The organism is Streptococcus mitis (assembly GCF_003943905.1).
Taxonomy (GTDB): domain Bacteria; phylum Bacillota; class Bacilli; order Lactobacillales; family Streptococcaceae; genus Streptococcus; species Streptococcus mitis_BC.
Genome location: NZ_RJNS01000002.1, coordinates 168,980 through 194,183 on the forward strand (window position 1 = coordinate 168,980; position 25,204 = coordinate 194,183).

23 protein-coding genes and 1 riboswitch are annotated in these 25,204 nt (G+C 43.0%); of the genes, 12 read left to right on the top strand and 11 right to left on the bottom strand.

What is annotated here, in order from left to right:
* Nucleotides 1–25: 25 nt before the first annotated feature.
* Both D8854_RS04460 and nrdI read left to right on the top strand, forming a co-directional pair.
* Nucleotides 26–559 carry an ABC transporter permease gene (locus D8854_RS04460; protein WP_125398523.1) on the top strand — a complete coding sequence of 178 codons (534 nt, stop codon included), beginning with the start codon at nt 26–28 and terminating at the stop codon, nt 557–559.
* A 77-nt stretch (nt 560–636) separates the two neighbouring features.
* Nucleotides 637–1,107, top strand: coding sequence for a class Ib ribonucleoside-diphosphate reductase assembly flavoprotein NrdI (gene nrdI, locus D8854_RS04465; protein ID WP_125398522.1), 471 nt, complete (start codon nt 637–639; stop codon nt 1,105–1,107).
* An 84-nt stretch (nt 1,108–1,191) separates the two neighbouring features.
* Here nrdI and D8854_RS04470 read toward each other — a convergent pair whose 3' ends face one another.
* The 3 genes from D8854_RS04470 to argS all read right to left on the bottom strand — a co-directional run bounded on the left by D8854_RS04470 (nt 1,192) and on the right by argS (nt 4,945).
* Complete coding sequence (locus D8854_RS04470) at nt 1,192–2,454, bottom strand: NRAMP family divalent metal transporter (protein WP_125449903.1); 1,263 nt, start codon at nt 2,452–2,454, stop codon at nt 1,192–1,194.
* Nucleotides 2,455–2,649: 195 nt separating this feature from the next.
* Complete coding sequence (locus tag D8854_RS04475; RefSeq protein ID WP_000084854.1) at nt 2,650–2,895, bottom strand: hypothetical protein; 246 nt, start codon at nt 2,893–2,895, stop codon at nt 2,650–2,652.
* Nucleotides 2,896–3,256: 361 nt separating this feature from the next.
* A complete protein-coding gene (gene argS / locus D8854_RS04480) occupies nt 3,257–4,945 on the bottom strand; it encodes an arginine--tRNA ligase (protein ID WP_125424989.1) in 1,689 nt (562 codons plus the stop codon).
* A 147-nt stretch (nt 4,946–5,092) separates the two neighbouring features.
* Between argS and argR the strand changes: the two genes are divergently transcribed.
* Nucleotides 5,093–5,539, top strand: coding sequence for an arginine repressor (gene argR, locus D8854_RS04485; protein ID WP_061418468.1), 447 nt, complete (start codon nt 5,093–5,095; stop codon nt 5,537–5,539).
* Between the two features lie 50 nt (nt 5,540–5,589).
* Nucleotides 5,590–8,124: a DNA mismatch repair protein MutS gene (mutS, locus tag D8854_RS04490; RefSeq protein WP_125449905.1), complete on the top strand. Its 2,535-nt coding sequence runs from the start codon at nt 5,590–5,592 to the stop codon at nt 8,122–8,124.
* 40 nt (nt 8,125–8,164) lie between these two features.
* Here mutS and D8854_RS04495 read toward each other — a convergent pair whose 3' ends face one another.
* Both D8854_RS04495 and D8854_RS04500 read right to left on the bottom strand, forming a co-directional pair.
* Nucleotides 8,165–8,623 (bottom strand): DUF3021 domain-containing protein, encoded by a 459-nt coding sequence (locus tag D8854_RS04495; protein ID WP_125398517.1) that lies wholly within the window; start codon nt 8,621–8,623, stop codon nt 8,165–8,167.
* Complete coding sequence (locus D8854_RS04500; protein WP_125398516.1) at nt 8,620–9,060, bottom strand: LytTR family DNA-binding domain-containing protein; 441 nt, start codon at nt 9,058–9,060, stop codon at nt 8,620–8,622. The genes D8854_RS04495 and D8854_RS04500 overlap by 4 nt, the downstream gene beginning before the upstream one ends.
* Before the next feature lie 209 nt (nt 9,061–9,269).
* On the opposite strand from D8854_RS04500, the gene mutL reads away from it, so the two are divergent.
* Nucleotides 9,270–11,219, top strand: coding sequence for a DNA mismatch repair endonuclease MutL (gene mutL / locus D8854_RS04510; protein WP_125449907.1), 1,950 nt, complete (start codon nt 9,270–9,272; stop codon nt 11,217–11,219).
* A gap of 150 nt (nt 11,220–11,369) precedes the next feature.
* Here the strand turns inward: mutL and D8854_RS04515 are convergent, their stop codons facing one another.
* Nucleotides 11,370–11,867, bottom strand: a complete 498-nt coding sequence (locus D8854_RS04515; protein WP_125450181.1) for a helix-turn-helix domain-containing protein — start codon at nt 11,865–11,867, stop codon at nt 11,370–11,372.
* A 158-nt stretch (nt 11,868–12,025) separates the two neighbouring features.
* On the opposite strand from D8854_RS04515, the gene ruvA reads away from it, so the two are divergent.
* Nucleotides 12,026–12,619, top strand: a complete 594-nt coding sequence (ruvA, locus tag D8854_RS04520; protein ID WP_125449909.1) for a Holliday junction branch migration protein RuvA — start codon at nt 12,026–12,028, stop codon at nt 12,617–12,619.
* Between the two features lie 9 nt (nt 12,620–12,628).
* Nucleotides 12,629–13,192, top strand: coding sequence for a DNA-3-methyladenine glycosylase I (locus D8854_RS04525; RefSeq protein ID WP_125449911.1), 564 nt, complete (start codon nt 12,629–12,631; stop codon nt 13,190–13,192).
* An 83-nt stretch (nt 13,193–13,275) separates the two neighbouring features.
* On the opposite strand, the gene D8854_RS04530 is transcribed toward D8854_RS04525, so the two are convergent.
* From D8854_RS04530 to D8854_RS04555, 5 genes are all read right to left on the bottom strand, one after another.
* On the bottom strand, nt 13,276–13,539 hold the full coding sequence (locus D8854_RS04530) for a SemiSWEET family transporter (RefSeq protein WP_009729667.1): 264 nt from the start codon (nt 13,537–13,539) through the stop codon (nt 13,276–13,278).
* Between the two features lie 105 nt (nt 13,540–13,644).
* Complete coding sequence (locus tag D8854_RS04535) at nt 13,645–14,679, bottom strand: S66 family peptidase (RefSeq protein ID WP_125449913.1); 1,035 nt, start codon at nt 14,677–14,679, stop codon at nt 13,645–13,647.
* 267 nt (nt 14,680–14,946) lie between these two features.
* A complete protein-coding gene (locus D8854_RS04545; RefSeq protein WP_000331825.1) occupies nt 14,947–15,294 on the bottom strand; it encodes a TfoX/Sxy family protein in 348 nt (115 codons plus the stop codon).
* A 15-nt stretch (nt 15,295–15,309) separates the two neighbouring features.
* Nucleotides 15,310–15,987, bottom strand: coding sequence for a DUF1129 domain-containing protein (locus tag D8854_RS04550; protein ID WP_185768067.1), 678 nt, complete (start codon nt 15,985–15,987; stop codon nt 15,310–15,312).
* Between the two features lie 11 nt (nt 15,988–15,998).
* Nucleotides 15,999–16,943 carry a magnesium transporter CorA family protein gene (locus D8854_RS04555; protein WP_125449917.1) on the bottom strand — a complete coding sequence of 315 codons (945 nt, stop codon included), beginning with the start codon at nt 16,941–16,943 and terminating at the stop codon, nt 15,999–16,001.
* Nucleotides 16,944–17,079: 136 nt separating this feature from the next.
* Here D8854_RS04555 and uvrA point away from each other — a divergent pair, with 136 nt between their 5' ends.
* The 5 genes from uvrA (at nt 17,080) to D8854_RS04585 (ending at nt 25,193) form a co-directional block, all read left to right on the top strand.
* A complete protein-coding gene (uvrA, locus tag D8854_RS04560) occupies nt 17,080–19,911 on the top strand; it encodes an excinuclease ABC subunit UvrA (RefSeq protein WP_125449919.1) in 2,832 nt (943 codons plus the stop codon).
* Complete coding sequence (locus D8854_RS04565) at nt 19,904–20,965, top strand: M24 family metallopeptidase (RefSeq protein ID WP_125449921.1); 1,062 nt, start codon at nt 19,904–19,906, stop codon at nt 20,963–20,965. Before uvrA ends, D8854_RS04565 begins: the two co-directional genes overlap by 8 nt.
* Nucleotides 20,966–21,018: 53 nt before the next feature.
* A riboswitch (M-box (ykoK) riboswitch) is annotated at nt 21,019–21,170 on the top strand.
* Between the two features lie 195 nt (nt 21,171–21,365).
* Complete coding sequence (mgtA, locus tag D8854_RS04570; protein ID WP_125449923.1) at nt 21,366–24,026, top strand: magnesium-translocating P-type ATPase; 2,661 nt, start codon at nt 21,366–21,368, stop codon at nt 24,024–24,026.
* 135 nt (nt 24,027–24,161) lie between these two features.
* Nucleotides 24,162–24,560, top strand: a complete 399-nt coding sequence (gene spx / locus D8854_RS04580) for a transcriptional regulator Spx (RefSeq protein WP_000591165.1) — start codon at nt 24,162–24,164, stop codon at nt 24,558–24,560.
* Nucleotides 24,561–24,623: 63 nt separating this feature from the next.
* Complete coding sequence (locus tag D8854_RS04585; RefSeq protein WP_125449925.1) at nt 24,624–25,193, top strand: SP0191 family lipoprotein; 570 nt, start codon at nt 24,624–24,626, stop codon at nt 25,191–25,193.
* Nucleotides 25,194–25,204 lie beyond the last annotated feature (11 nt).

Genomic DNA, 25,204 nt, shown 5'->3' on the forward strand with positions numbered 1-25,204 from the left:
CAAAATACCTTAAGGAGGAAAAATTATGAAAAAGAAACCTATTTATCTTTGGGTTTTATTAGTCCTATCAGCATTGATTTCAGCTATGTCTTTGTTTGGAATACTAAGTCCAGTACCTAGTAAAGAAGCACTAGGTGCCAGTCAAGCACAAGTACAAGGCATTAGCGCTCAGCAGCTGGAGGATACGATTAATTATCTACATAAGACAGCTGAATTATCGCATTCGACTGTTAACATCGTTTTGATTATTTTATCTGCGATTTTAGTAGTCGCAGGTATTGTGCTCTTGGTTCGTAATCATTTGCAATATGCAAATTATGCTTACATTGCTTATGTTTTGCTTGCCATTGTTGGTTCGATTTATACTTATATGGGTATGCAAGATGCTGTACAAGCCATCCGTGATGAAACTTTGCGACTAGGAACAGAAGTCCTTGGAAAGGGAACAACGATTTTATTTGTTGTTATCAATGTCCTCTTCCTTGCCATTGTTTTTTACAAGATGTGGCGTCAACAAAAAGATTTGTCTGAGGAAGTCGAAACAGAAGAGCTCGCATAAGAGTTGACAAAAGGGAACTATCAAGTTACAATCTTGTTAGTTCTTTTTATATCGTAAACATAAAAATCGAGGTTAACATGAAAAAAATATCCTTAGTGTATATCAGTTTGAGTGGGAATACAGAGAGTTTTGTAACCCGACTTAAGGACTATCTCTTGTCCCAGTACGAAGGGATTGAGGTCCAAAAAATCCATATCAAGGATCTGGTCAAGGAAGGTCAAGAATTCTTTGAAATGGAACATCCCTATATCGCTTTCTTGCCGACCTACCTAGAAGGTGGGAATGGTGTCGATAACGGCGATGTCGAGATTTTAACAACTCCAGTGGGTGATTTTATCGCCTATGGGGACAATGCTAGTAAGTGTTTTGGGGTAGTGGGATCTGGTAATCGCAATTTTAACAATCAATACTGCTTAACAGCCAAGCAGTATAGTCAGCGCTTTGGCTTCCCGGTCCTAGCAGACTTTGAAATGCGTGGCATGCTGGGAGATATAAAAAAAGTCGCAGCGATTATTGCGGACTTATATGGATTGGATTCAGAAAGTTAGAATCGTTCAAGTAGGCAGTTGGATTTTCTCAACTGCCTTTTGAATGCAAAAAAAAGCACCCAGACGAGGGTGCTGCTTTGTGAACTATCCTGCTTTTCCGATGGCAAGTGCATAGATAAAGAAGATAGCGAAGCCAAAGAGGAAAATCAATCCTGCGATAGCGAGGAGTTTCAACCAAGAAGGAAGATTTTTATTTTCACCTGTGACCAACACATAGTTCAAAAGGGCAAAGAATGGTGTTGTAAGAAAAGATCCAATCATAGCAAAGCGGAGCATGGTTGAAACTTGACCAGCAAAGAACTTGATGATGATGATACCGATGATAGCGGTAATGGTCATCCAGATGTTCAAGGACTTCTTATCGTCCATTTTTTGCTTTGCCAAGAGTTGAAGGGAGGCTTGATTGACACGTGAATAGCCATCGATGACAGTAATCACTGTCCCAAAGATACAGAGGAAAGCGATGAAGGTAATCAAATATCGAGACCATTCGCCAAGGACAGAGGCGTACATGCTCACAAATTGGGAGATGTATTTGGCAGAAGCAGCTTCAACTGCTTGACCTGTAGGATACTGAATAAGTGCTCCAAGAGCTACAAAGAATACGGCTAAGATGGCTGTTCCGATGTAGCCGACGTTAAAGTCGAAAAGGGCGTCTTCGGTATTAAAGTTAACGGTTTTTTTCTTTTCGGCTGACCAGAGTGAGTTGATAGCTGAGATTTCAATAGGGGCAGGCATCCATCCTAAGAGGGAAACGATAAAAGGGAGTGCCGCCATTTGCCAAGGTGTCTTTTCGACAAAATCAGAGCTATATTCTGGATGCTTAATTGCTGCAATGATAACTGCAAGAACAGTTGCAATGGTCAAAGCAGACATGATCCATTTTGCCATACCATCCAATAGTTTGTAGCCACCAAAGAGTAGCATGGCCCAAATGACTGCAACAAGGATAAGGGACCATTGAGTGATGCTAAGACCAATCATTGGAAAAGCGCTAGCGATGATAGCTGAGCAAAGGATAGCGACTCCAGCTGTATTAACCATGGCAGAGAAGACGTTGAGAATAAAGAAAATCCAGAGATAGAGTTTTCCTTTTTCGGCATAACCTTCCACCAAGGTTTTACCAGTGTCGGCAGTATATTCGGCACCAAAACGGAAAAATGGATATTTAAAAACATTGGCCAAGATAACCAAGAGGAGTAGTGACCACCCATAAGAACCACCAGCTTGAGTAGAGGATACGATATGAGAACCTCCAACAGCAGCAGAAGCCATTAGGATTCCTGGTCCCATTGCTTTTAGCTTGCTTGTCCAGGTAGACTGGTGTGATGAAGTAACTTGTGACATAAAAACCTCCTGTTTTTGAATTTTCAGAATAATCTGAATAGATAGCTACTATTCTACAAGAAACTTATGAAAAATGCAAGAGAATTTTTGAAAAATTTAGAAAATTTCAGAAAAATCATATGAAAGATATGATTATCACAAAGAAATGGTATTGATGGGAGTAAAAAATCCGAGAAAAAAGCTTCTCGGATTCCCTTATTTCAGTTGCTCAGTGATTTCCTTAGAAAGCAGGAGTCCCAAACGGTAACCTTTATTGATGTAGTCAATCACATCATTGATATTTTCCGTTGTTTGGATCCTTTCGCGTATGTCTGTTTTGAAAGCTTCGTCCCTCAGAAGCTGTTCCTGAAGGAGTTGTTGAAGTTTTTCTTTTTCGTACTTATTGATGAGAAAAAGAACGACAAGACTGATAAGAACTAAGATATAAGCATACTGGCTCATAAAATTTCTCCTGGTTTGATAAAAAAGTTGATGACATAAGAAAAGCGAAAGAAATTTTCGCTTTTCAACTAAGTGATTTAAAGATTGCGACATGAACCAAATCAAATCGATTTTATTTGGTTTGGTGAATTAGTAAAGCGTTTAGGCAATTCGTACTGGTTACGACGTTCTGGGACATAAATCGATAATATTTATGTCCCAGAACTAGTGAAGCGCCTAGCCAAATCAACATAGTTACGACGTCATGGCCTCTAAATCGATTATATTTAGGGGTCATGACTAGTGAAGCAGTTAGCTAGTTCGCATATAAGCGGCTAGCGTCTAACAATTAGGAACTTTAGTTCCAATTGTTAGTACTGAATCACATCTTCTCTGGTGCTTCTACTCCGAGCAAACGAAGGGCTTCTTTGAGAACAACAGCTGTTGCGTAGCTGAGGGCTAGGCGACTGTCGCGCTCTGGACTTTCATCCAAGATACGAGTGTGGGCATAGTATTTATTGAAGGCTTGAGCCAAGCTGATTGCATACTTGGCAATGAGCGATGGATCATAGTTAACAGATGCGCGTTTGATGACACGGGCAAAGTCTTGGAGAAGTTTGATAATTTCCCAGCTTTCAGCATCACTTAGACTGTAATTTGCTTGAGCATTTGGTTGGAAGTCTGCTTTTCTAAGTAGAGACTGAATACGAGCGTAAGCGTATTGGATGTATGGACCAGTTTCTCCTTCAAAGGAAACCATAGCTTCGAGGTCAAAGTCGTAACCATTTCGGCGGTCCGTTTTGAGGTCGTAGAATTTAACAGCTCCCACTCCGACAGCTTGGGCAACCTGTTCCTTGTTTTCGAGGTCAGGATTTTTCGCTTCGATTTGTGCTTTGGCACGGCTGATAGCTTCCTGAAGGGTAGGTTCGAGCAGGATGATATTTCCTTTACGAGTAGAGAGCTTTTGACGATTCTTGGTTACCAAACCGAAGTCTACGTGAATCATATCATCGCTCCAGTCAAATCCCATTTTTTTCAAGACGGCTTTTAACTGTTTAAAGTGGTTAGACTGCTCTTGACCAACTGCGTAGACATTTTTAACAAAGTTGTAAGTACGTGCACGGTAGATAGCTGTTGCAATGTCACGTGTGATGTAGAGGGTTGCACCGTCAGATTTCTTAATCATAGCGGGTGGAAGTTCAACATCATCGAGGTTGACAATGCTAGCGCCGCGTGATTCTTCTAGCAAACCTTTTTCTTCAAGGATTTGCACGGCTTCGTCCATCTTGTCATTATAGAAGGCTTCCCCGTTTAAGCTGTCAAATTCAACGTTCAACAGTTTGTAGATACGGTTGAACTCAACCAAACTTTCATCACGGAACCATTGCCAAAGTTGAGTTGCTTCTGGATCGCCATCTTCCAATTTTTTAAACCAGAGACGTCCTTCATCATCAAGAGCTGGATTATTTTCGATTTCAGCATTGATGCGAACGTACAATTTCAACAATTCGTCAATTGGATTAGCTTCTACGGCTTCCTTACTTCCCCATTTTTTATAAGCAACCATGAGAAGACCAAACTGTTTACCCCAGTCTCCAAGGTGGTTGATTTTAATAGTGTTGTAGCCCATTTTCTTAAAGATATTAGAAAGAGCATCTCCGATAACAGTTGAGCGTAAGTGACCTACTGAGAAAGGTTTTGCGATGTTTGGACTTGATAGGTCAATCGTGATATTTTGCTCTTTGCCTTCCGTTTGTTGAGCGTAGTCAGATCCTTTTTCGATGATCTCTTTGATAACTGCTTCAGAAATGGCAGCTTTATCAAGGAAGAAGTTGACGTAAGGACCAGTTGCAACAACTTTTTCAAAGGCTTGGCTGTTGATTTTTTCAGCGATTTCAGCAGCAATCATTTGAGGGGCTTTGCGTTCGACTTTTGCAAGTGAGAAAGCAGGAAAAGCGATATCTCCCATGTCAGAGTTTTTTGGTTGTTCTAGTAAATTTAAAATAGCCTCTTGATCTAGGCTATCGATGACGCTAGCCAATTCACTAGCAATCAGTTTTTTTGTGCTCATAAGTAGGCTCCTTTTGGACTTTTATTCTATTTTATCATAAATTTAGTGAAAGAAGAAAGATTTTTTTGAATTATTCAGTTTTTTTGGTATAATTATATCTAAAAATAAACCCGTAATCGGTTATAAATATTCATGTAAGAGGTTGATATGAGAAAAAAAGAACGACACCAGTTGATTAAAAAGATGATCACTGAGGAAAAACTAGCTACACAAAAGGATATCCAAGATCGCCTAGAAGTTCGGAATGTCTTTGTGACGCAAACGACCTTGTCTCGCGACCTGCGCGAGATCGGCTTAATCAAGGTTAAGAAAAATGGTATGGTATATTATGTGCTAGCGAATGAAACAGAAAAGATTGATTTGGTAGAATTTTTGTCGCATCATCTAGAAGGGGTTGCGAGAGCAGAGTTTACTTTGGTACTTCATACCAAGCTGGGAGAAGCGGCTGTCTTAGCAAATATTGTTGATGAAAATAAGGACGAGGCGATTTTAGGAACAGTTGCGGGAGCCAATACCTTACTGGTTATTTGTCGAGACCAGCATGTTGCCAAGCTCATGGAAGAGCGTTTGCTAGATTTGATGAAGGATGAATAGGGTTTTGGGACTTGTTCCCAAGCCTTATTTTTGACAAGGAGAGAGCCAATATGACGACAGAAAAACTATCACCTGGTATGCAGCAGTATGTGGATATTAAAAAGCAATATCCAGATGCTTTTTTGCTCTTTCGGATGGGTGATTTTTATGAGCTGTTTTACGAAGATGCGGTCAATGCGGCGCAGATTTTAGAGATTTCACTGACCAGTCGTAATAAAAATGCAGAAAATCCGATACCCATGGCGGGTGTCCCCTATCATTCTGCCCAGCAATATATTGATGTTTTGATTGAACAGGGTTATAAAGTTGCTATAGCCGAACAGATGGAAGATCCCAAACAAGCGGTTGGTGTTGTCAAGCGAGAGGTGGTCCAGGTCATCACACCTGGAACGGTCGTTGATAGCAGTAAGCCGGATAGTCAGAATAATTTCTTGGTTGCCATAGATCGTGATGGCAATCAGTTTGGTCTGGCCTATATGGATCTGGTGACCGGTGACTTTTATGTGACAGGTTTATTGGATTTCACGCTGGTTTGTGGGGAAATCCGTAACCTCAAGGCTCGTGAAGTGGTGCTGGGTTATGATTTGTCTGAGGAAGAAGAACAAATCCTCAGCCGTCAGATGAATCTGGTACTTTCCTATGAGAAAGAAGGCTTTGAGGACGTCCATTTACTGGATCCACGACTGGCAGCTGTGGAGCAAGCGGCAGCTAGTAAGCTGCTCCAGTATATTCATCGGACCCAGATGCGGGAATTGAACCATCTCAAACCAGTTATCCGCTATGAAATCAAAGATTTCTTACAGATGGACTATGCGACAAAGGCTAGTCTGGATTTGGTTGAGAATGCCCGTTCAGGCAAGAAACAGGGCAGTCTTTTCTGGCTTTTGGATGAAACCAAAACAGCTATGGGCATGCGCCTTTTGCGCTCTTGGATTCATCGTCCCTTGATTGATAAGGAGCGAATCATCCAACGTCAAGAGGTGGTGCAGGTCTTTCTTGACCACTTCTTTGAGCGCAGTGATTTGACAGACAGTCTCAAAGGCGTTTATGACATCGAACGTTTGGCTAGTCGGGTTTCTTTTGGCAAGACCAATCCCAAGGATCTCTTGCAGTTGGCGACTACCTTATCCAGTGTGCCACGGATTCGAGCGATTTTAGAGACAATGGAGCAACCTGCTCTGGCCTATCTTATCGAACAATTGGATGGAATCCCTGAGTTGGAGAATTTGATTAGCGCAGCGATTGCTCCTGAAGCTCCTCACGTGATTACGGAAGGTGGCATTATCCGTACGGGATTTGATGAGACCTTAGACAAGTACCGTCGTGTGCTCAGAGAAGGGACTGGCTGGATTGCTGAGATTGAGGCTAAGGAGAGAGAAAGCTCTGGCATCAGCACGCTTAAGATTGACTACAATAAAAAGGATGGCTACTATTTCCATGTGACCAATTCGCAACTGGGGAATGTGCCGGTCCACTTTTTCCGAAAGGCGACGCTGAAAAACTCAGAACGCTTTGGTACTGAGGAATTAGCCCGTATCGAGGGGGATATGTTGGAGGCGCGTGAGAAGTCAGCCAACCTAGAGTATGAAATCTTTATGCGCATCCGTGAGGAAGTCAGCAAGTATATACAGCGTTTGCAGGCTCTAGCCCAAGGAATTGCAACGGTTGATGTCTTGCAAAGTCTCGCAGTTGTGGCTGAAACTCAGCATCTGATCCGACCTGAGTTTGGCGACGATTCACAAATCGATATCCAGAAAGGGCGCCATGCTGTCGTTGAAAAGGTCATGGGAGCCCAGACCTACATTCCAAACAGTATCCAGATGGCAGAAGATACCAGCATTCAACTGATTACAGGGCCCAACATGAGCGGGAAATCTACTTACATGCGTCAGCTAGCCATGACGGCGGTTATGGCTCAGCTGGGTTCCTATGTGCCGGCAAAGAGCGCCCATTTGCCGATTTTTGATGCTATTTTTACCCGTATCGGAGCAGCAGATGACTTGGTTTCAGGTCAATCAACCTTCATGGTGGAGATGATGGAGGCCAATAATGCCATTTCTCATGCAACCAAGGATTCCTTGATTCTCTTTGATGAATTGGGACGTGGAACTGCAACTTATGACGGGATGGCTCTTGCCCAGTCCATCATCGAATACATTCATGAACATATCGGAGCCAAAACCCTCTTTGCGACCCACTACCATGAGTTGACCAGTCTGGAGTCTAGCTTGGAACAATTGGTCAATGTCCACGTGGCAACCTTGGAGCAGGATGGGCAGGTCACCTTCCTTCACAAGATCGAACCAGGACCAGCTGACAAATCCTATGGTATCCACGTTGCTAAGATTGCTGGCTTACCAGCAGAACTTTTAGCAAGAGCGGATAAGATTTTGACCCAACTGGAGAATCAAGGGAAGGAAAGTCCTGCTCCGATGAGACAAACAAGTGCTGTCACAGAACAGATGTCACTCTTTGATGCGCCTGAAGAACATCCTATCCTAGCAGAATTAGCTAAACTGGATATTTACAACATGACACCTATGCAGGCTATGAATGTCTTAGTCGAGTTCAAACAAAAGTTATAAAAAGAGCCCACTCACATTTTTGTGAGTGGATTTTTCTCTATTACTTTTTATGGACCAAAAGTTGATTGATGTAGTCCACTTTTTTAGCTTCTCTTTTATAGAGAATAGTCCAGATGATAAGGTAGACAATCGCAAACTCTGGAATGAGCTGGAGATAGAAGGTCCAGTGGAAGGGAAACCAACCAGCCAGAGTTGCCAGTGGGATAAATCCAGCCAGCATGAGGAAGAAATGGGAAAGTGTGGCACGGAGCAAGCTCCAGTCACGGCTGAATAATCGCTTGCCAAAGCTAAAGAGAACGCCGATAGCTGACCAGATAAGTGTGCAGTAGAGCAAAACCAGGGCGCCGTGAACCTGATGTTGAGTCATCACTTGGCCGATGAGAGAGTCGGAACTTAATGGGGAGTAGGTACTTGGTGCATAAATGAGTGAAAAGATGATAGAGAGGATGAGGCCGATGAGGACGCCAGCAGCTGCGTCGTGAAATACTTGTTTTTTCATAGTTCTAATTTCTCCTTGATGGTTTTTAGGTAACGGCGTGAAGAGTAGGTGAAGCTTTCGTTTTTTAAGAAAATTTCAACCAGACCGTTGGGCGTGAGCTTGAGATGAGAGATGGAGTCGATATTGACGATTTCAGATTGGGAAATTTGGATAAAAGTTGTCGGCAGAATTTCAAGAACCTGATAGAGTCGCAAATCAATGCTGTAGGTCTGAGATGCAGTTTCTGCTAGAACCTTGCGATTCTCGATATAGAAGCGTTGTATCTTACAAATCTTAACTAGATAGACCTGATCTTCAATCTTTCCTTTGATTGTTTCTTTTTGGTCAAGATTTTCAGCGAATTCGATGACTTTCTGGACTTTCTCGGTTGATTTAGGTGCTTGGACAATCAGCTTTTCTTCCTTGTACGTCTCCTTAATCTGTAGTTCTACTTTCATAAATTTCCCTCCTTTTCAGTTATACAAGGTTGTGATCACTTCCTGTACAACCTTTATTAAACACTATTTTATTTTCAAAAACAAGAGCTTTTGTCTATGTGGAGGGATTTGGAGTCTATGTGGTATTTGCTTTTTCTGGTAGCATCTGAAATATGGTATAATAGCACTAATCAATTTCTAGGAAAATAGATACAGAAAGGAGCTGAAAGATGTCTCATATTATTGAATTGCCAGAGGTGCTGGCAAACCAGATCGCGGCAGGAGAGGTTATCGAACGTCCTGCCAGTGTGGTTAAAGAGTTGGTAGAAAATGCCATTGACGCTGGTTCTAGCCAGATTATCATTGAGATTGAGGAAGCTGGTCTCAAGAAAATTCAAATCACTGATAATGGTCATGGAATTGTCCACGATGAGGTGGAATTGGCTCTGCGTCGTCATGCGACCAGTAAGATAAAAAACCAAGCAGATCTCTTTCGGATTCGGACGCTTGGTTTTCGTGGTGAAGCCCTGCCTTCTATTGCTTCTGTCAGTGTTCTGACTCTGTTGACGGCGGTGGATGGTGCGAGTCATGGGACCAAGCTCGTTGCGCGTGGGGGTGAAGTTGAGGAAGTCATCCCAGCGACTAGTCCTGTAGGAACCAAGGTTTGTGTGGAGGACCTCTTTTTCAACACACCAGCCCGTCTCAAGTATATGAAGAGCCAGCAAGCGGAGTTGTCTCATATCATTGATATTGTCAACCGTCTGGGATTAGCTCATCCCGAGATTTCTTTTAGTTTAATCAGTGATGGCAAGGAAATGACGCGGACAGCAGGGACTGGTCAACTGCGTCAAGCCATCGCAGGAATTTATGGTTTGGCAAGTGCTAAGAAGATGATTGCCATTGAGAACTCTGACCTAGATTTCGAAATTTCAGGATTTGTGTCATTGCCTGAGTTGACCCGAGCCAACCGCAACTATATCAGCCTCTTCATCAATGGGCGTTATATCAAGAACTTTCTGCTCAATCGTGCCATTTTAGATGGTTATGGAAGCAAGCTTATGGTGGGGCGTTTTCCACTGGCAGTCATTCATATCCATATCGATCCTTACCTAGCAGATGTCAATGTGCATCCAACCAAGCAAGAGGTTCGGATTTCTAAGGAAAGAGAACTAATGGCGCTGGTTTCGGAAGCTATTTCTAACAGTCTCAAAGAGCAAGCCTTGATCCCTGATGCCTTGGAAAATCTTGCCAAATCTACTGTGCGCAATCGTCAAAAGGTAGAGCAGACCATCCTCCCACTAAAAGAAAATACGCTTTACTATGAAAAAACAGAACTCTCAAGACCCAGTCAAGCTGAGGTGGCTGATCATCAGGTTGAATTAACTGAGGAAGGGAAAGATTTAACCTTGTTTGCCAAGGAAACCTTGGACCAGCTGACTAGACCAGCAAAACTGCATTTTGCAGAGAGAAAGCCTGTTAACTACGACCAACTAGACCATCCAGAGTTAGATCTTGCTAGCCTCGATAAGGCTTATGACAAGCTGGAGAGAGAAGAATCTTCAAGCTTCCCAGAGTTGGAATTTTTCGGGCAAATGCATGGGACTTATCTCTTTGCCCAAGGGCGAGATGGGCTCTATATTATAGACCAACACGCGGCTCAGGAACGGGTCAAGTACGAGGAATACCGTGAGAGCATTGGTAATGTTGACCAGAGCCAACAGCAACTCTTAGTGCCCTACATCTTTGAATTTCCTGCAGATGATGCCCTGCGTCTCAAGGAAAGAATGGCACTTTTGGAGGAAGTGGGCGTCTTTCTAGCAGAGTATGGAGAAAATCAATTTATCCTACGTGAGCATCCTATTTGGATGGCAGAAGAAGAAATCGAGTCTGGCATCTATGAAATGTGTGACATGCTCCTTTTGACCAAGGAAGTTTCTATCAAGAAATATCGAGCAGAGCTGGCTATCATGATGTCCTGCAAGCGGTCTATCAAGGCAAACCATCGCATCGATGACCACTCAGCCAGACAACTCCTCTATCAGCTCTCTCAATGCGACAATCCTTATAACTGTCCTCATGGACGTCCCGTTTTGGTGCATTTTACCAAGTCGGATATGGAAAAGATGTTCCGACGTATTCAGGAAAATCATACTAGTCTCCGTGAGTTAGGGAAATATTAAGAACACAAAAAGCCTTTGTTCCTTTTGAACAAGGATTTTTAGCTTTTCTAAGGAGGTACTTTGACTGAACATGGGAAACTTGACACGAGGTTTACACTTGCTTGACAAGACCAGTCCTATAAAAGTACTGAGAAATATGAATCAATTGACTCAAGGTTTCGCAGAGTCGTCTTGGTTTGAAGGATTCTCAAGACCAATCACCCTATCAAGATAACGTTGTTTGGTTTTGAGAGCCTTGTTGATAGCAATTGCAGACGCAATCAAGAGTACGAAGGTTAGCCAAATCCAGGCGGTGAATTCGACTGGAAAACTAGAACCGGCTAAAAAGAGATAGATAGCCAGAGCCAAGACGAAAATATAAATCACTTGCCAGAGACCATAGGATTTAACCTCTTTATAGTATTTGTCCTTATCTTCCTCCAAAATCACTGCCGTGGAATCTTTTTCAGAGTTTTCATCCAGTAGCAGATAGTCAGTTGTTACTTGGAAAATCTTGCTTAATTCAATGATTTTTTCGATTTCTGGAAGGACTTGTCCAGACTCCCATTTTGAGATGCTTTGCCGAGAAACATTAATTTTTTCTGCTAGCTTTTCCTGGGACCAACCTTTTTCCTTGCGGAGCTCAAATAGTTTTTCTGCGAGTTTCATCATTTTATCCTCCTTTTTCTACCTCTATCCTAACAATTTTTACTTATAATGAGAATACAATCTCCTGTACTATTTGTCAACCAGAGGTTGCACCTTTTGTTGCAGTCTGTCTTGGGGAAATATGGTATACTAGATAGGCAAAATAATGGAGAAAAACTATGTACGAATATCTAAAAGGAATCATTACCAAAATCACTGCTAAATACATTGTCCTAGAGACAAATGGTATCGGTTATATCTTGCATGTAGCCAATCCCTATGCTTACTCAGGTCAGGTTAATCAAGAGACCCAAATTTATGTGCACCAAGTTGTCCGTGAGGACGTGCATCTGCTCTACGGTTTTCGATCAGAAGATGAGAAAAAACTCTTTCTTAGTCTGATTTCGGTTTCTGGGATTGGTCCTGTGTCAGCTCTTGCTATCATCGCTGCCGATGACAATGCTGGCTTGGTTCAGGCGATCGAGACTAAGAACATCACCTACTTGACCAAATTCCCTAAAATTGGCAAGAAAACAGCCCAGCAGATGGTGCTGGACTTGGAAGGCAAGGTAGTCGTGGCTAGTGATGACCTTCCTGCCAAAGTCGCAGTACAAGCGAGTGCTGAAAACCAAGAATTGGAAGAAGCTATGGAAGCCATGTTGGCACTGGGATACAAGGCGACCGAGCTTAAGAAAATCAAGAAATTCTTTGAAGGAACGACGGATACAGCAGAGAACTATATCAAGTCGGCCCTTAAGATGTTGGTCAAATAGGAGATTTTTATGACAAAACGCTGTGCTTGGGTTAAAATGAACAACCCATTATATGTGGCCTATCATGATGAAGAGTGGGGCCAACCCCTTCATGATGACCGTGCTCTTTTTGAGTTGCTTTGTTTGGAAACTTACCAGTCGGGTCTATCTTGGGAAACGGTACTAAACAAACGCCAAGGATTCCGAGAAGCATTTCATGGCTATCAAATTCAAGCGGTCGCGGAAATGACAGATGGGGAGTTGGAAGCCTTGTTAGAGAATCCAGCCATCATCCGAAATCGTGCCAAGCTCTTTGCGACGCGTGCCAACGCCCAAGCATTTTTGCAAGTCCAGAAAACCTACGGCTCTTTTGACGCTTATCTCTGGTCCTTTGTTAATGGGCAAACCATCATCAATGATGTTCCTGACTATCACCTAGCACCTGCTAAAACATCCTTGTCTGAAAAGTTATCTCAAGATCTCAAAAAACGAGGTTTCAAGTTCACAGGCCCGGTCGCAGTTTTAGCTTTTCTACAAGCAGCAGGCCTGGTTGATGACCACGAGAATGATTGTGAGTGGAAAAACGGAAATTAGTGAGTGCAGGCGTCTAATTATCTGAGAATATAGAAAAAAGCTGAGAAATTCCTCTCAGCTTTTTGATTATATGCTAGTAATTTTTATAGTGCAGTAAGAAATGTCAGTCCACCTAAGACAACGCCAGCTGAGTTTGGAATAATTAGTATCCAATCCTTCTTAGGTTCTTTTGTCCATCCGTAAATAACCCAAATTAAACAAGATACTGCTGCGGATAAAGGCTGGAATGGTTGAGCTTTGTTGCCTTGTAAATTGGCAAAAATTTGTGGGATGTAGGCGATAAATACAATAATTCCAATAAAGGCCCCGATTGAACCGACAATTCGATTAATTTTTTGTTTTGTCATATATACCTCCTTTAAAAAGATATCATAGAAATAAGCAAAATGCAATAAATTCAGACACAAATTGTAACGAAAATCAATACCAAAGCACAAAAATAGAGAAATTGTTTATTTTTTGTTATGGTCAAAGCGAATGACTTGCTCCTGTGCATCTACATAGGCGTGAACGCCAAAGGGCACAATGGCTCTTGGTGTCGCGTGGCCGACATTTAGATTACAAACAATCGGGATATTGCTGTCAATGATATCCAATAGTGCCTCTTTATAGTCGTCATAGAAGGTTTCATCCATAGGTTTTCCGACCAAGAGTCCACTGATGACCTCAAATACCCCAGTTTCTTTCAAAGCCCGTAACATCTTTTTGAAGTCATCAGGCTCAGGCTTCTCTTCGCTTGTTTCTAGCAAGAGAATCTTTCCTTCCCAGTCGGATAAGTCAGGGAAGAGTTTGTACTTCTGGCAGAGCTCCGTGCTGTCTGCGTATTGAGAGTTGTCAAAGATATCATAGAGAGATTCAAGGCAACCACCGAGAATTTCTCCCTCAAACTGAGCACTTCCTTGCAACAAGTCAAAACCTGTATTTACATGACTGATACGAGCTGTTCCCAGGGCCTTGGGACTAAAATCAGTTCGTTCCTCATACCAAAGGTCGCTAGGGCGGATTTCTGAGATTCTTCCTGTCTTGATCAATTCTTTAAAGTAGTGAAAGCTATAGGGCAACATCTCCTTGTCCAATTCACAAATGTCTGCTAGAAAGGATTGCCCATAAAAAGTCTTGACCCCTAGTTTGTGCAACATAAGGTGGTTCATAGTGGTATCCGAGAAGCCAAGAAAAATCTTTGGTTTGATAACCTTTTGAAGCTGGTCGTTTTCAAAAAGATAAGGTAGCAAACGATAGGTATCATCCCCACCGATGGCGCATAGGATCATGTCGATGCTATCATCCGAAAAGGCCTGCATCAAATCCTCTGCACGTGCCTCTGGATGGTTTTTGATAAAGTCTAACCCTTTTAGCGAATGGGGCAAAAAGATAGGATTGAGTTCTAAATCCTTGAGACGTTGGAGACCCAAGTCGACTTCGTGTTTGACAAAATCCTCTCCGATAACACCGCTAGACAAACTAACAATACCAATAGTAGAAACCATATCTCATCCTCCTAGAAATAGATTGATACTCTTCGAAAATCAAATTCAAACCACGTCAGCTTTGCCTTGCCGTACTCAAGTACAGCCTGTGGCTAGCTTCCTAGTTTGCTCTTTGATTTTCATTGAGTATGAGCCTATTCTATCACAAAAGATGAGAGAAAACTACAAGAATGAGACTCAGAAGTGCTATTGAATCTCAAGAAAGCAAGTGAAAAAGCAACCGCCTATGCAGTTGCTTTTCGTTTTTCTAATCTCGCTGGATATGAGTTACTTGGTCAACTCTTGATTATAGGAGAGGGCTAAATCAATCCAGTAAGGCAGTTCTTTTTGACCTTCGATATCTAGGTCTATATAGCCATGATAAGGTCGCCCTCTCATCAATGTAGTATGAGCTCCTGTTCGGGGTAGAACTTGCTTTTCCATTTCTTTGCCAATTCTCACCATAACCAGCTCGTCCTTTCTGGAACTGACTGTAAGGACCATTTTCCCACGAATCATAAAGGCCAGGCCACCAAACAGTTTCTTTTCTTCTAACTCTTCTTCGAAAATTTGGGGAGGAAGTTTGAGTGCTAGAATTTTTCGAATCTGCTGAGCTAAAGATTGACTATATGCCATAGCTGTTCACTTTTCTTAATAACGTGATGGGCCCGCGCTTGCACTTCGGATGTTGAAACGTTTCTTGAGATAGAAGCGAAGGGCGAGAAGGGCAGCTCCCAGGATAGCCAAAGGCAATGGAGCAAGGACAGGATTGAGGTTGGCTGGTAGGAAGCTTGTTGCAAAGAAGACAACCAACCAAAGGACCATAGAGGTCAGGATAACGAGGATTGATTTCCAGAATGGAGGACGTTGGCTACGATCTGTGTCTGGTCCATAATACTGGTAGACAAAGTAGTACATCAAATAGAAGGCAAGTCCTCCTACAAGTCCAACCAATAAGAGGGTAATCAACCCATAGCCAATAGCCTGATCTGTAGAGAAGAAGGTAGTCAGAGCGCTAACCAATGCAAAGAGACTGGTGATAAAAAGGGCTGAGTCCATAATCATGAGTTTTGGATCGTCATTTTCTTTTGGATGCTCTTTTTCATATTGCTCCTTGACAGTAAAACTGTGAGCCCAATGGGTTGGAGCTCCGTAGAGGGAACGCGCCGTTGTACCTTTGGCTTGCTCTTCAAGGATTTTAGGAATGACTTCCTCAAAGACAGCTTTGATTTCAGCATCAGTTTTACCATCTTTGAGAAATTGTTGGGTAGCGATGTGGATAAACTCTTGGTTTTTCTTAGTTAGTTTTTGTAAATCAATCTGAGACATAGGGATTCCTCTTAGAACCATTTTTTATGGATGAGATAGAGAGTGAGCGAGACACTCATAGCAAAGGCGATAAAGACGATTAACCAGAAGGCGTGTGGCTCGCCGTTTAGAGGGATTTCATTATCCTTGAAGTTCATCCCATAGGCTGAGAAGATCATGGTTGGGACAGACATGACAATGGTCACGAGAGCCAGAGTTTTCATGATGTTGTTCTGGTTGTTGGAAATGATGGAGGCAAAGGTCTCTGTCATAGAGTGAAGGACGTTTCCATAGATATCTGCCATCTCGATGGCCTGTTGGGTTTCAATCAGGGTATCTTCGAGCAGGTCTTGGTCCTCTAGGTATTTCTTGATATTGCTAGTTGCGCTGGTCAATTTCTTAATCACGCGCTCATTTGTCTTAAGTGAGGCCTTGAAATAGACGATGGTCTTTTCCAATTCCATGAGCTCGATCAGTTCTTCATTTCGAGTGGATTTGTGAAGTTGACTTTCGATTTGTTCACTCTTACGGTCGATCGAACGAAGGGCAGTCAGGTAAAGCTCTGCGTTGCGATAGAGAATCTGGAAGATAAAACGTGAACGCATGAAGGTGTAAAAGTTACGCAGTCTACGGTTGATAAAGACATCGAGAACGGGGAGGGATTCCAAGCAGGTGGTGATAATGGTTTCCTCGGTGATGATAATCCCCAACGGAATCGTAACGTAGTAGGTACGATTGTTTCTTTCCTCTGTGATGGGAACGTCCACGATGATCAAAGTGTACTCATCTTCGATGGTGATACGGGACATTTCTTCCGCATCGAGCGGTGCTCGAAGGTCGGTGATGTCGATATCGAAGGCGTTGGCGATTTCCAACGATTCATTTTGTGTAGGATTGACGAGGTTGATCCAAGTACCCGGTTCAAGCGTGTCGATCTCTTTAAATTCAGTTGTTGTTGAGAGAAAAACTTGTTTCATATCCCCTATCCTTTCCTACTATTCAGTGATTCATTTTTTGCACCGTACTATTATACTATAAAAACAGCTTTTTGGGTAATAGAATTTCACATTTTTTGGTATAATGGAAAGCAATAATGGACTAGAAAGAACAAAGATGCAAGATAAAATTGTGATTCATGGGGCACGTGCCCATAACTTAAAAAATATCGATGTGGAGATTCCTAGAGACAAGCTGGTCGTCGTAACGGGCTTGTCAGGTTCTGGGAAATCCAGTCTAGCTTTTGATACCCTCTATGCGGAGGGACAACGTCGCTATGTAGAGAGTTTGTCAGCCTACGCTCGCCAGTTCTTGGGCAATATGGAAAAACCAGACGTGGATGCTATTGATGGCCTCAGCCCAGCTATTTCCATTGACCAGAAAACCACCAGCAAAAACCCGCGCTCGACCGTTGGAACAACGACTGAAATCAATGACTATCTGCGTCTCCTCTACGCACGTGTGGGGACGCCTTACTGTATCAACGGGCATGGGGCTATCAAGGCTTCTTCTGTTGAGCAAATCGTTGATAAGGTCTTGGAGTTGCCTGAACGTCAGCGTTTGCAAATTTTAGCTCCTGTCATTCGTAAGAAAAAAGGGCAACATAAGAGCGTCATTGAAAAGGTTCAGAAAGACGGCTACGTCCGCGTCCGAGTGGATGGGGAAGTCTATGATGTGACCGAAGTACCAGAGCTATCCAAGAGCAAGAAGCACAATATCGATGTCGTGGTTGACCGTATTGTCATCAAGGAGGGTATCCGTAGCCGTCTCTTTGACTCCATTGAGGCTGCCCTTCGTATCGCAGAAGGCTATGTGATTATCGACACTATGGACGATTCTGAGTTGCTCTTCTCTGAGCATTATGCTTGCCCAGTTTGTGGCTTTACTGTTCCAGAGTTAGAGCCTCGTCTCTTCTCCTTTAATGCCCCTTTTGGCTCTTGTAGCGAGTGTGATGGTTTAGGCATCAAGCTGGAGGTGGATACTGATTTGGTAGTTCCTGATACCAGCAAAACTTTGCGTGAGGGGGCTTTGGCTCCTTGGAATCCTATCTCATCCAACTACTATCCAAACATGCTGGAACAAGCCATGACAGCCTTTGGAGTGGATATGGATAAGCCTTTTGAGGACTTGTCAGAAGAAGATAAAAACTTGATTCTCTATGGGTCTGAGGGCAAGGAATTTCATTTCCACTATGAGAATGAATTTGGCGGTGTGCGCGATATCGACATTCCTTTTGAGGGAGTTGTCAATAATATCAAGCGTCGTTACCATGAGACTAACAGTGATTACACCCGCACTCAGATGCGCCTCTATATGAATGAACTGACCTGCGGAACTTGTCACGGCTACCGTCTTAACGATCAGGCCTTGTCTGTCCGTGTGGGTGGCGAGCAAGGTCCCCATATCGGAGAGATTTCAGACTTGTCTATCGCAGACCACTTGGAGTTGGTGAGCCAGCTGACCTTATCTGAAAATGAAGCCATCATAGCTCGTCCTATTCTCAAGGAAATTAAGGACCGTTTGACCTTCCTCAATAACGTGGGTCTTAATTATCTAACCCTGTCACGTTCGGCAGGAACCCTATCAGGAGGAGAGAGTCAGCGTATTCGCTTGGCAACCCAGATTGGTTCTAATCTATCAGGCGTCCTTTATATTCTAGATGAGCCGTCGATCGGACTTCACCAGAGGGACAATGACCGTCTCATTGCCAGCTTGAAAAAAATGCGTGACTTGGGCAATACTCTCATCGTTGTGGAACACGACGAAGATACCATGCGCGAGGCGGATTATCTGATTGACGTTGGTCCTGGTGCGGGAGTCTTTGGTGGGGAAATCGTCGCTGCAGGGACACCTAAGCAAGTGGCTCGCAACAGTAAGTCCATCACAGGTCAGTACTTGTCGGGCAAAAGAGCCATTCCAGTGCCAGCAGAGCGCCGTTCCGGAAATGGTCGTTTTATCGAGGTGACAGGAGCGCGTGAGAACAACTTGCAAAATGTCACTGCTCGCTTCCCACTAGGAAAATTTATCGCAGTGACGGGGGTATCTGGCTCAGGGAAATCGACCCTAATCAACAGCATCCTCAAAAAAGCTATTGCTCAGAAACTCAACCGCAATTCAGACAAACCTGGTAAGTTTAAAACGATTACAGGGATTGAGCATGTGGATCGTCTGATTGATATTGACCAGAGCCCAATCGGACGGACACCGAGGTCTAATCCAGCTACCTATACAGGAGTTTTTGACGATATACGTGACCTTTTTGCCCAGACAAATGAAGCTAAGATTAGAGGCTACAAGAAGGGTCGTTTCAGTTTCAACGTCAAGGGAGGTCGTTGTGAAGCCTGCTCAGGTGACGGGATTATCAAGATCGAGATGCACTTCTTGCCAGATGTTTACGTGGCTTGTGAAGTCTGCCACGGGACTCGCTACAACAGTGAAACCCTAGAAGTCCACTATAAGGAAAAGAATATCTCGCAGGTCTTGGACATGACCGTCAACGATGCGGTGGAATTTTTCCAACACATTCCTAAGATTCAACGCAAACTTCAGACCATCAAGGATGTGGGGCTGGGCTATGTAACGCTAGGGCAACCAGCTACAACCCTTTCTGGGGGAGAAGCCCAGCGTATGAAGTTGGCTAGTGAACTCCATAAACGCTCGACAGGAAAATCCTTCTATATTCTGGATGAGCCGACGACAGGGCTTCATACCGAGGATATCGCTCGCTTGCTTAAAGTCTTGGCTCGCTTTGTCGACGATGGAAATACAGTCCTCGTCATCGAGCACAATCTGGATGTCATCAAGACGGCAGACCATATCATTGACCTGGGACCTGAGGGCGGTGTCGGTGGTGGAACCATCATCGCAACAGGAACTCCAGAAGAAGTAGCGGCCAATGAAGCCAGCTACACAGGGCACTATTTGAAAGGAAAGTTACATCATGAATAAACGTGTGCAAGCATTTCTAGCTAAAATGCAAGAAAAAGAACTAGATGGTATCATCATCAACAACCTTAAAAACGTCTATTACCTGACCGGTTTTTGGGGCTCAAACGGAACAGTCTTCATCAGCCGTGACCGTCAGGTCTTGGTGACAGACTCTCGCTATATCATTGCAGCTAAGCAAGAAGTGACCGGTTTTGAGATTGTGGCTGACCGCGATGAGTTGGCTGTTATTGCAGGCATCGTTAAGGATATGGGTTTGTCTCGCATCGGTTTTGAGGACGAGATTTCGGTCTCTTATTACCACCGTATGCAAACTGCTTTTGAAGGTTTGGAACTAGTTCCACAGGCTCAGTTTGTTGAAGCGCTTCGTATGATTAAGGATGAGAAGGAGATTGCGACTATTCGCAAGGCTTGTTCCATCTCAGACCAAGCTTTCCACGATGCACTTGACTTTATCAAACCTGGAAAGACTGAGATCGAAATTGCCAACTTCCTTGATTTCCGCATGCGGGAGCTAGGAGCTGCAGGCTTGTCTTTTGATACCATTTTAGCAAGTGGTATCAACTCTTCAAAACCCCATGCTCATCCGATGCACAAACCAGTTGAAGTTGGAGAAGCCATTACCATGGACTTCGGTTGTCTCTACGACCACTATGTTAGTGATATGACACGGACCATCTACCTCGGTCATGTCAGTGACGAGCAGGCAGAGATTTACAATACGGTTCTGAAAGCCAACCAAGCTCTGATTGACCAGGCTAAGGCAGGATTAGGTTTCCGCGACTTTGACAAAATACCTCGTGATATTATCATCGAGGCAGGCTATGGCGACTACTTTACCCACGGTATTGGACACGGTATCGGACTGGATATTCACGAAGAACCTTACTTTAGCCAAACTTCCAAAGAAGTCATTAAATCTGGTATGGTCTTGACTGATGAACCGGGTATCTATATTGAAGGTAAATACGGCGTTCGTATTGAAGATGATATCCTGATTACAGATAACGGTTGCGAATTGTTGACTCTAGCTCCAAAAGAATTGATTGTTATCTAAAAAATGAGATAAATCGTTGACTTTTATATTTTAAAGGTTTATACTGAAAGACGAAAACGGTAGGTGAGGCTACCATAGGGATACGGATGACTACCGCAAAGCAGTGGAGACACTACTCGTTGGTCAACAGTCCTGGTCGCGAAGGCCAAGACTAAGCTCATTTCATTGCCCTATGGAGTTAAAGCTTGAACGAAAAAACAGATAATTAGTTTTTTAATCCTGCCATTTTATGGTGGGATTTTCTACTGTTTTAGAACAAGGAAAGGAGACAAACGATGCAAATTGACGATCATCCAGAACCGCACATACACAGCCAATCGCTGATTTGTGTCGTTCTGCCCTTATAAAGTGATTGGTCTCAGTGTATGAAACACATCATTCATACAGATAGGAGAAACCAATGAAAACTACAAAAGAAAGATTAGCAACAGCTATTCACACACCCTTAAACGAAACTCTATCTTTTTATAAGACAAGTCTAACAGGCTTGACTGAGGAGCAGGTGGAGAAAAATCGTGACCTATATGGCGAAAACACCATCACCAAGGGTCAGGAAGACAGTATCCCCAAAAAGATTTACGAATCTATTATCAATCCATTTACAATCATCCTGCTGGTCATCGCTATGATTTCCATGGTGACCAATGTCTGGTTGGCGAAGCCTGGACAAGAAGATCCGACGACCTCTATCATCATCGTTGTTCTCGTTCTAATCTCTGGTGGCATACGCTTTGTCCAAGAATTACGGAGTGACAAGGCTGCGACCAATCTATCAAAAATGATTGTGAATACAGCCACAGTTATTCGCGAAGGCCAGAGTTTAGAGGTCGCAATTGAAGATTTGGTCGTTGGAGATATAGTCAAATTAAGTGCTGGGGACATGATTCCAGCAGACCTCATTTTAATTGAATCACGTGATTTCTTTGTCCAACAGTCTGGTTTGACAGGTGAAAGTGACTCGGTTGAGAAACTAGCCTTGTCAAAAATGAGTCAGTCAAACTTTGATAGTCTGCTAGAAGCAGAAGCACTCGCCTTTATGGGAACCAATGTGATATCAGGGAGTGCCAAGGCTTTGATCCTAGCGGTCGGCGATGATACCATGATGGGAGAGATCGAGCAGACCCTCAATACCTATGACGAGCCCACCTCTTTTGAGCGGGAGATGAACAGTATCTCTTGGCTCTTAATCCGTTTGATGTTAGTCATGGTTCCCATCGTGTTTCTCTCCAATGGCTTGACAGACGGCGACTGGCTGGAAGCAGGTGTGTTTGCACTGAGTGTGGGTGTCGGGCTCACACCTGAGATGCTTCCTATGATCATCACGGCCAGTCTAGCAAAAGGCTCCATTATCATGGCCAAGGAAAAAGTCGTCATCAAAAAACTCAATGCCATACAGGACCTAGGTGCTATTGATATCCTGTGTACGGATAAAACAGGAACCCTTACCCAAGACGAAATTGTCCTTGAATATCCTTTGGATATACATGGAGATTTAGATTTGTCTGTGTTGAGACGTGCCTATCTCAATTCCTATTTTCAAACCGGTTTGAAAAACTTGATGGACCGTGCTATTATCAGTAGAACTGAAAAAGAAGCTAAAGAACACGCTATTCTACAAAATTTGGATACTAGCTTCCAAAAAATAGATGAATTGCCCTTTGACTTTGAGCGCAGACGGATGAGTGTCATCGTCAAGGATGAGAATGAAGTTGTTAGTTTGGTAACCAAGGGTGCCCTAGAGGAAATGCTTGCGATTTCAACCCATGTGGAATATCAAGGTCAGATTAGCCCTCTGACGGATGATATCCGAGTGGAAATCTTAAAAGAAGTAGACCAACTCAATCAACAGGGATTGCGAGTCTTGGGAGTCGCTTATAAAACAGGCCTAAAAGAAGGTTTTGCTTACTCCGTTGAAGATGAAAAAGAGATGATTCTAACAGGATATCTTGCTTTCCTTGACCCACCAAAACCATCAGCAGCACCTGCTATCCAAGCTTTGTTAGAACACGGTGTTCAAACAAAGATCTTGACGGGAGACAATGAGAAGGTAACCCAAGCAGTTTGCGAAAAAGTTGGTCTAGATGTTGATCAAATCTTGTTGGGTTCTGATATTGACGCCATGACGGACGAAGAGTTGGCCCAAGCTGTCGAGAAGGTGACCGTCTTTGCCAAACTCTCTCCTGATCAAAAGGCACGAATCATTTTACAAATCAAATCTAATGGACATTGTGTCGGCTATATGGGAGATGGAATCAATGATGCCCCTTCTATGAAAGTGGCAGATGTGGGGATTTCTGTTGATACAGCAGTAGATATTGCCAAAGAAACGGCTGATGTCATTTTGCTAGATAAGGATTTGATGGTGCTTGAAAAAGGGCTGGTTGAAGGGCGCAAAGTCTATGCTAATATGACCAAATACATCAAGATGACGGTCAGCTCTAATTTCGGGAATATTTTCTCTCTGTTAGTGTCTGGTATCTTTTTACCTTTCCTTCCTATGGCTCCGATTCACTTGATTGTGTTAAACCTAGTCTACGACCTTTCTTGTATCGCCTTGCCATTTGATAATGTGGATGAAGACTTTTTGAAGCATCCTCATAAGTGGGAAGCCAAGTCCATTACTCGCTTTATGATTTGGATGGGTCCGATTTCTTCTGCCTTTGATATTTTGACCTTTATCTTGCTCTATTTTGTCATTGTCCCAATGACGACAGGTCATGCTTGTGTTCATGGAGCAGATTCTGCAAGGGGCTTTATCATCTTGTTCCAGACTGGTTGGTTCATTGAATCCATGTGGTCCCAAACCATGGTTATCCATATGCTTCGTTCAGCAAAGCTTCCTTTCTTGCAAAGTCGTCCGTCATGGTTTGTTCTTGGAACAACCTTGCTGGCAGCTAGTTTTGTGACTTTCCTTCCCTACTCTTCAATTGCTAGCCTTCTTCATTTAACCCCTTTGGAACCAATTTATTTCCTCTTTTTGCTTTTGATCATCGTTTTCTATATGATCAGTGTTACAGTAGTGAAACGAATCTATATCAAAAAATTTAAAAGTTGGCTATAAATTGATTTTGTCAAGAAAAAAGTACGAAAATCGCTAAAAAAAGTTAAATTTTTTTAAAAATAGGTCGCAAGTCGGATGTTTTTTATGGTATAATAGACTAAACTGATAGTAACATGTAGCGAAAGGGGTAGGCACATGATTAAGATTTATACCGTCTCCAGTTGCACAAGCTGTAAGAAAGCGAAGACTTGGCTCAACGCACACCAGTTAAGTTATAAAGAACAAAACCTTGGTAAAGAAGGGATTACGAGAGAAGAACTACTTGATATTCTGACAAAGACAGATAATGGAATTGCCAGCATTGTATCATCAAAAAACCGCTATGCGAAAGCTTTAGGAGTTGACATCGAAGATTTGAGTGTGAATGAAGTGCTCAACTTAATCATGGAAACACCACGGATCTTAAAAAGTCCTATTCTAGTTGACGAGAAGCGTTTGCAGGTCGGTTACAAAGAAGATGATATCCGTGCCTTTTTACCACGCTCTGTCCGTAATGTAGAAAATGCAGAAGCACGTTTGCGTGCAGCTCTATAAACATCGAGGCTGGGGTATCTCCTAGCCTTGTTCATTTTTTATCAAAAAATTATGTGAGGAATTATGAAAAAGATAGTAATTGGCGCAGCTACTCTCCTCCTGCTACTTGCAGGATGTGGCCAAAAGAAGGAAACGACATCTAGTTCAAAACATGAATCCGAAACGCTCCAGTCTACTCTGCCCATTTTGGAAAATGCGGAAAAGAATACGGTTGTGACCAAGACTTTGATTTTCCCTGAGTCAGGAGATGGCGTCAAGCAAACACAAACCATTACCTATAAAGGGAAACAATTTCTAAAATTGGTTATTCGGCAGATACGGCCCTTAAGTGAGGAATTGAAATCCTTTATCGCTGACCACGGTCTTGAAGAAACTCAAAAAGCTCTTTTAGAAGCAGAAGAAAAGGATGAAATGCTTCAGGAAGCGCGCAAATTGGCAGGTTTTACACTTGAAACCAAACTGCTCAGTGAGACTGAAATCCAGACCACAACGACCTATGATTTACAAGTCTTGGATGTCAAAAAGGCGTCACAGACAGATTATTTGAAAAATCTTGGCTTAGAGACTCTTTTGAAAAATGAACCAAGCCAATATATCGCAGACAGAGTGGCAAATGGTGCGACAGAACAGTAAGAAAATTCAAA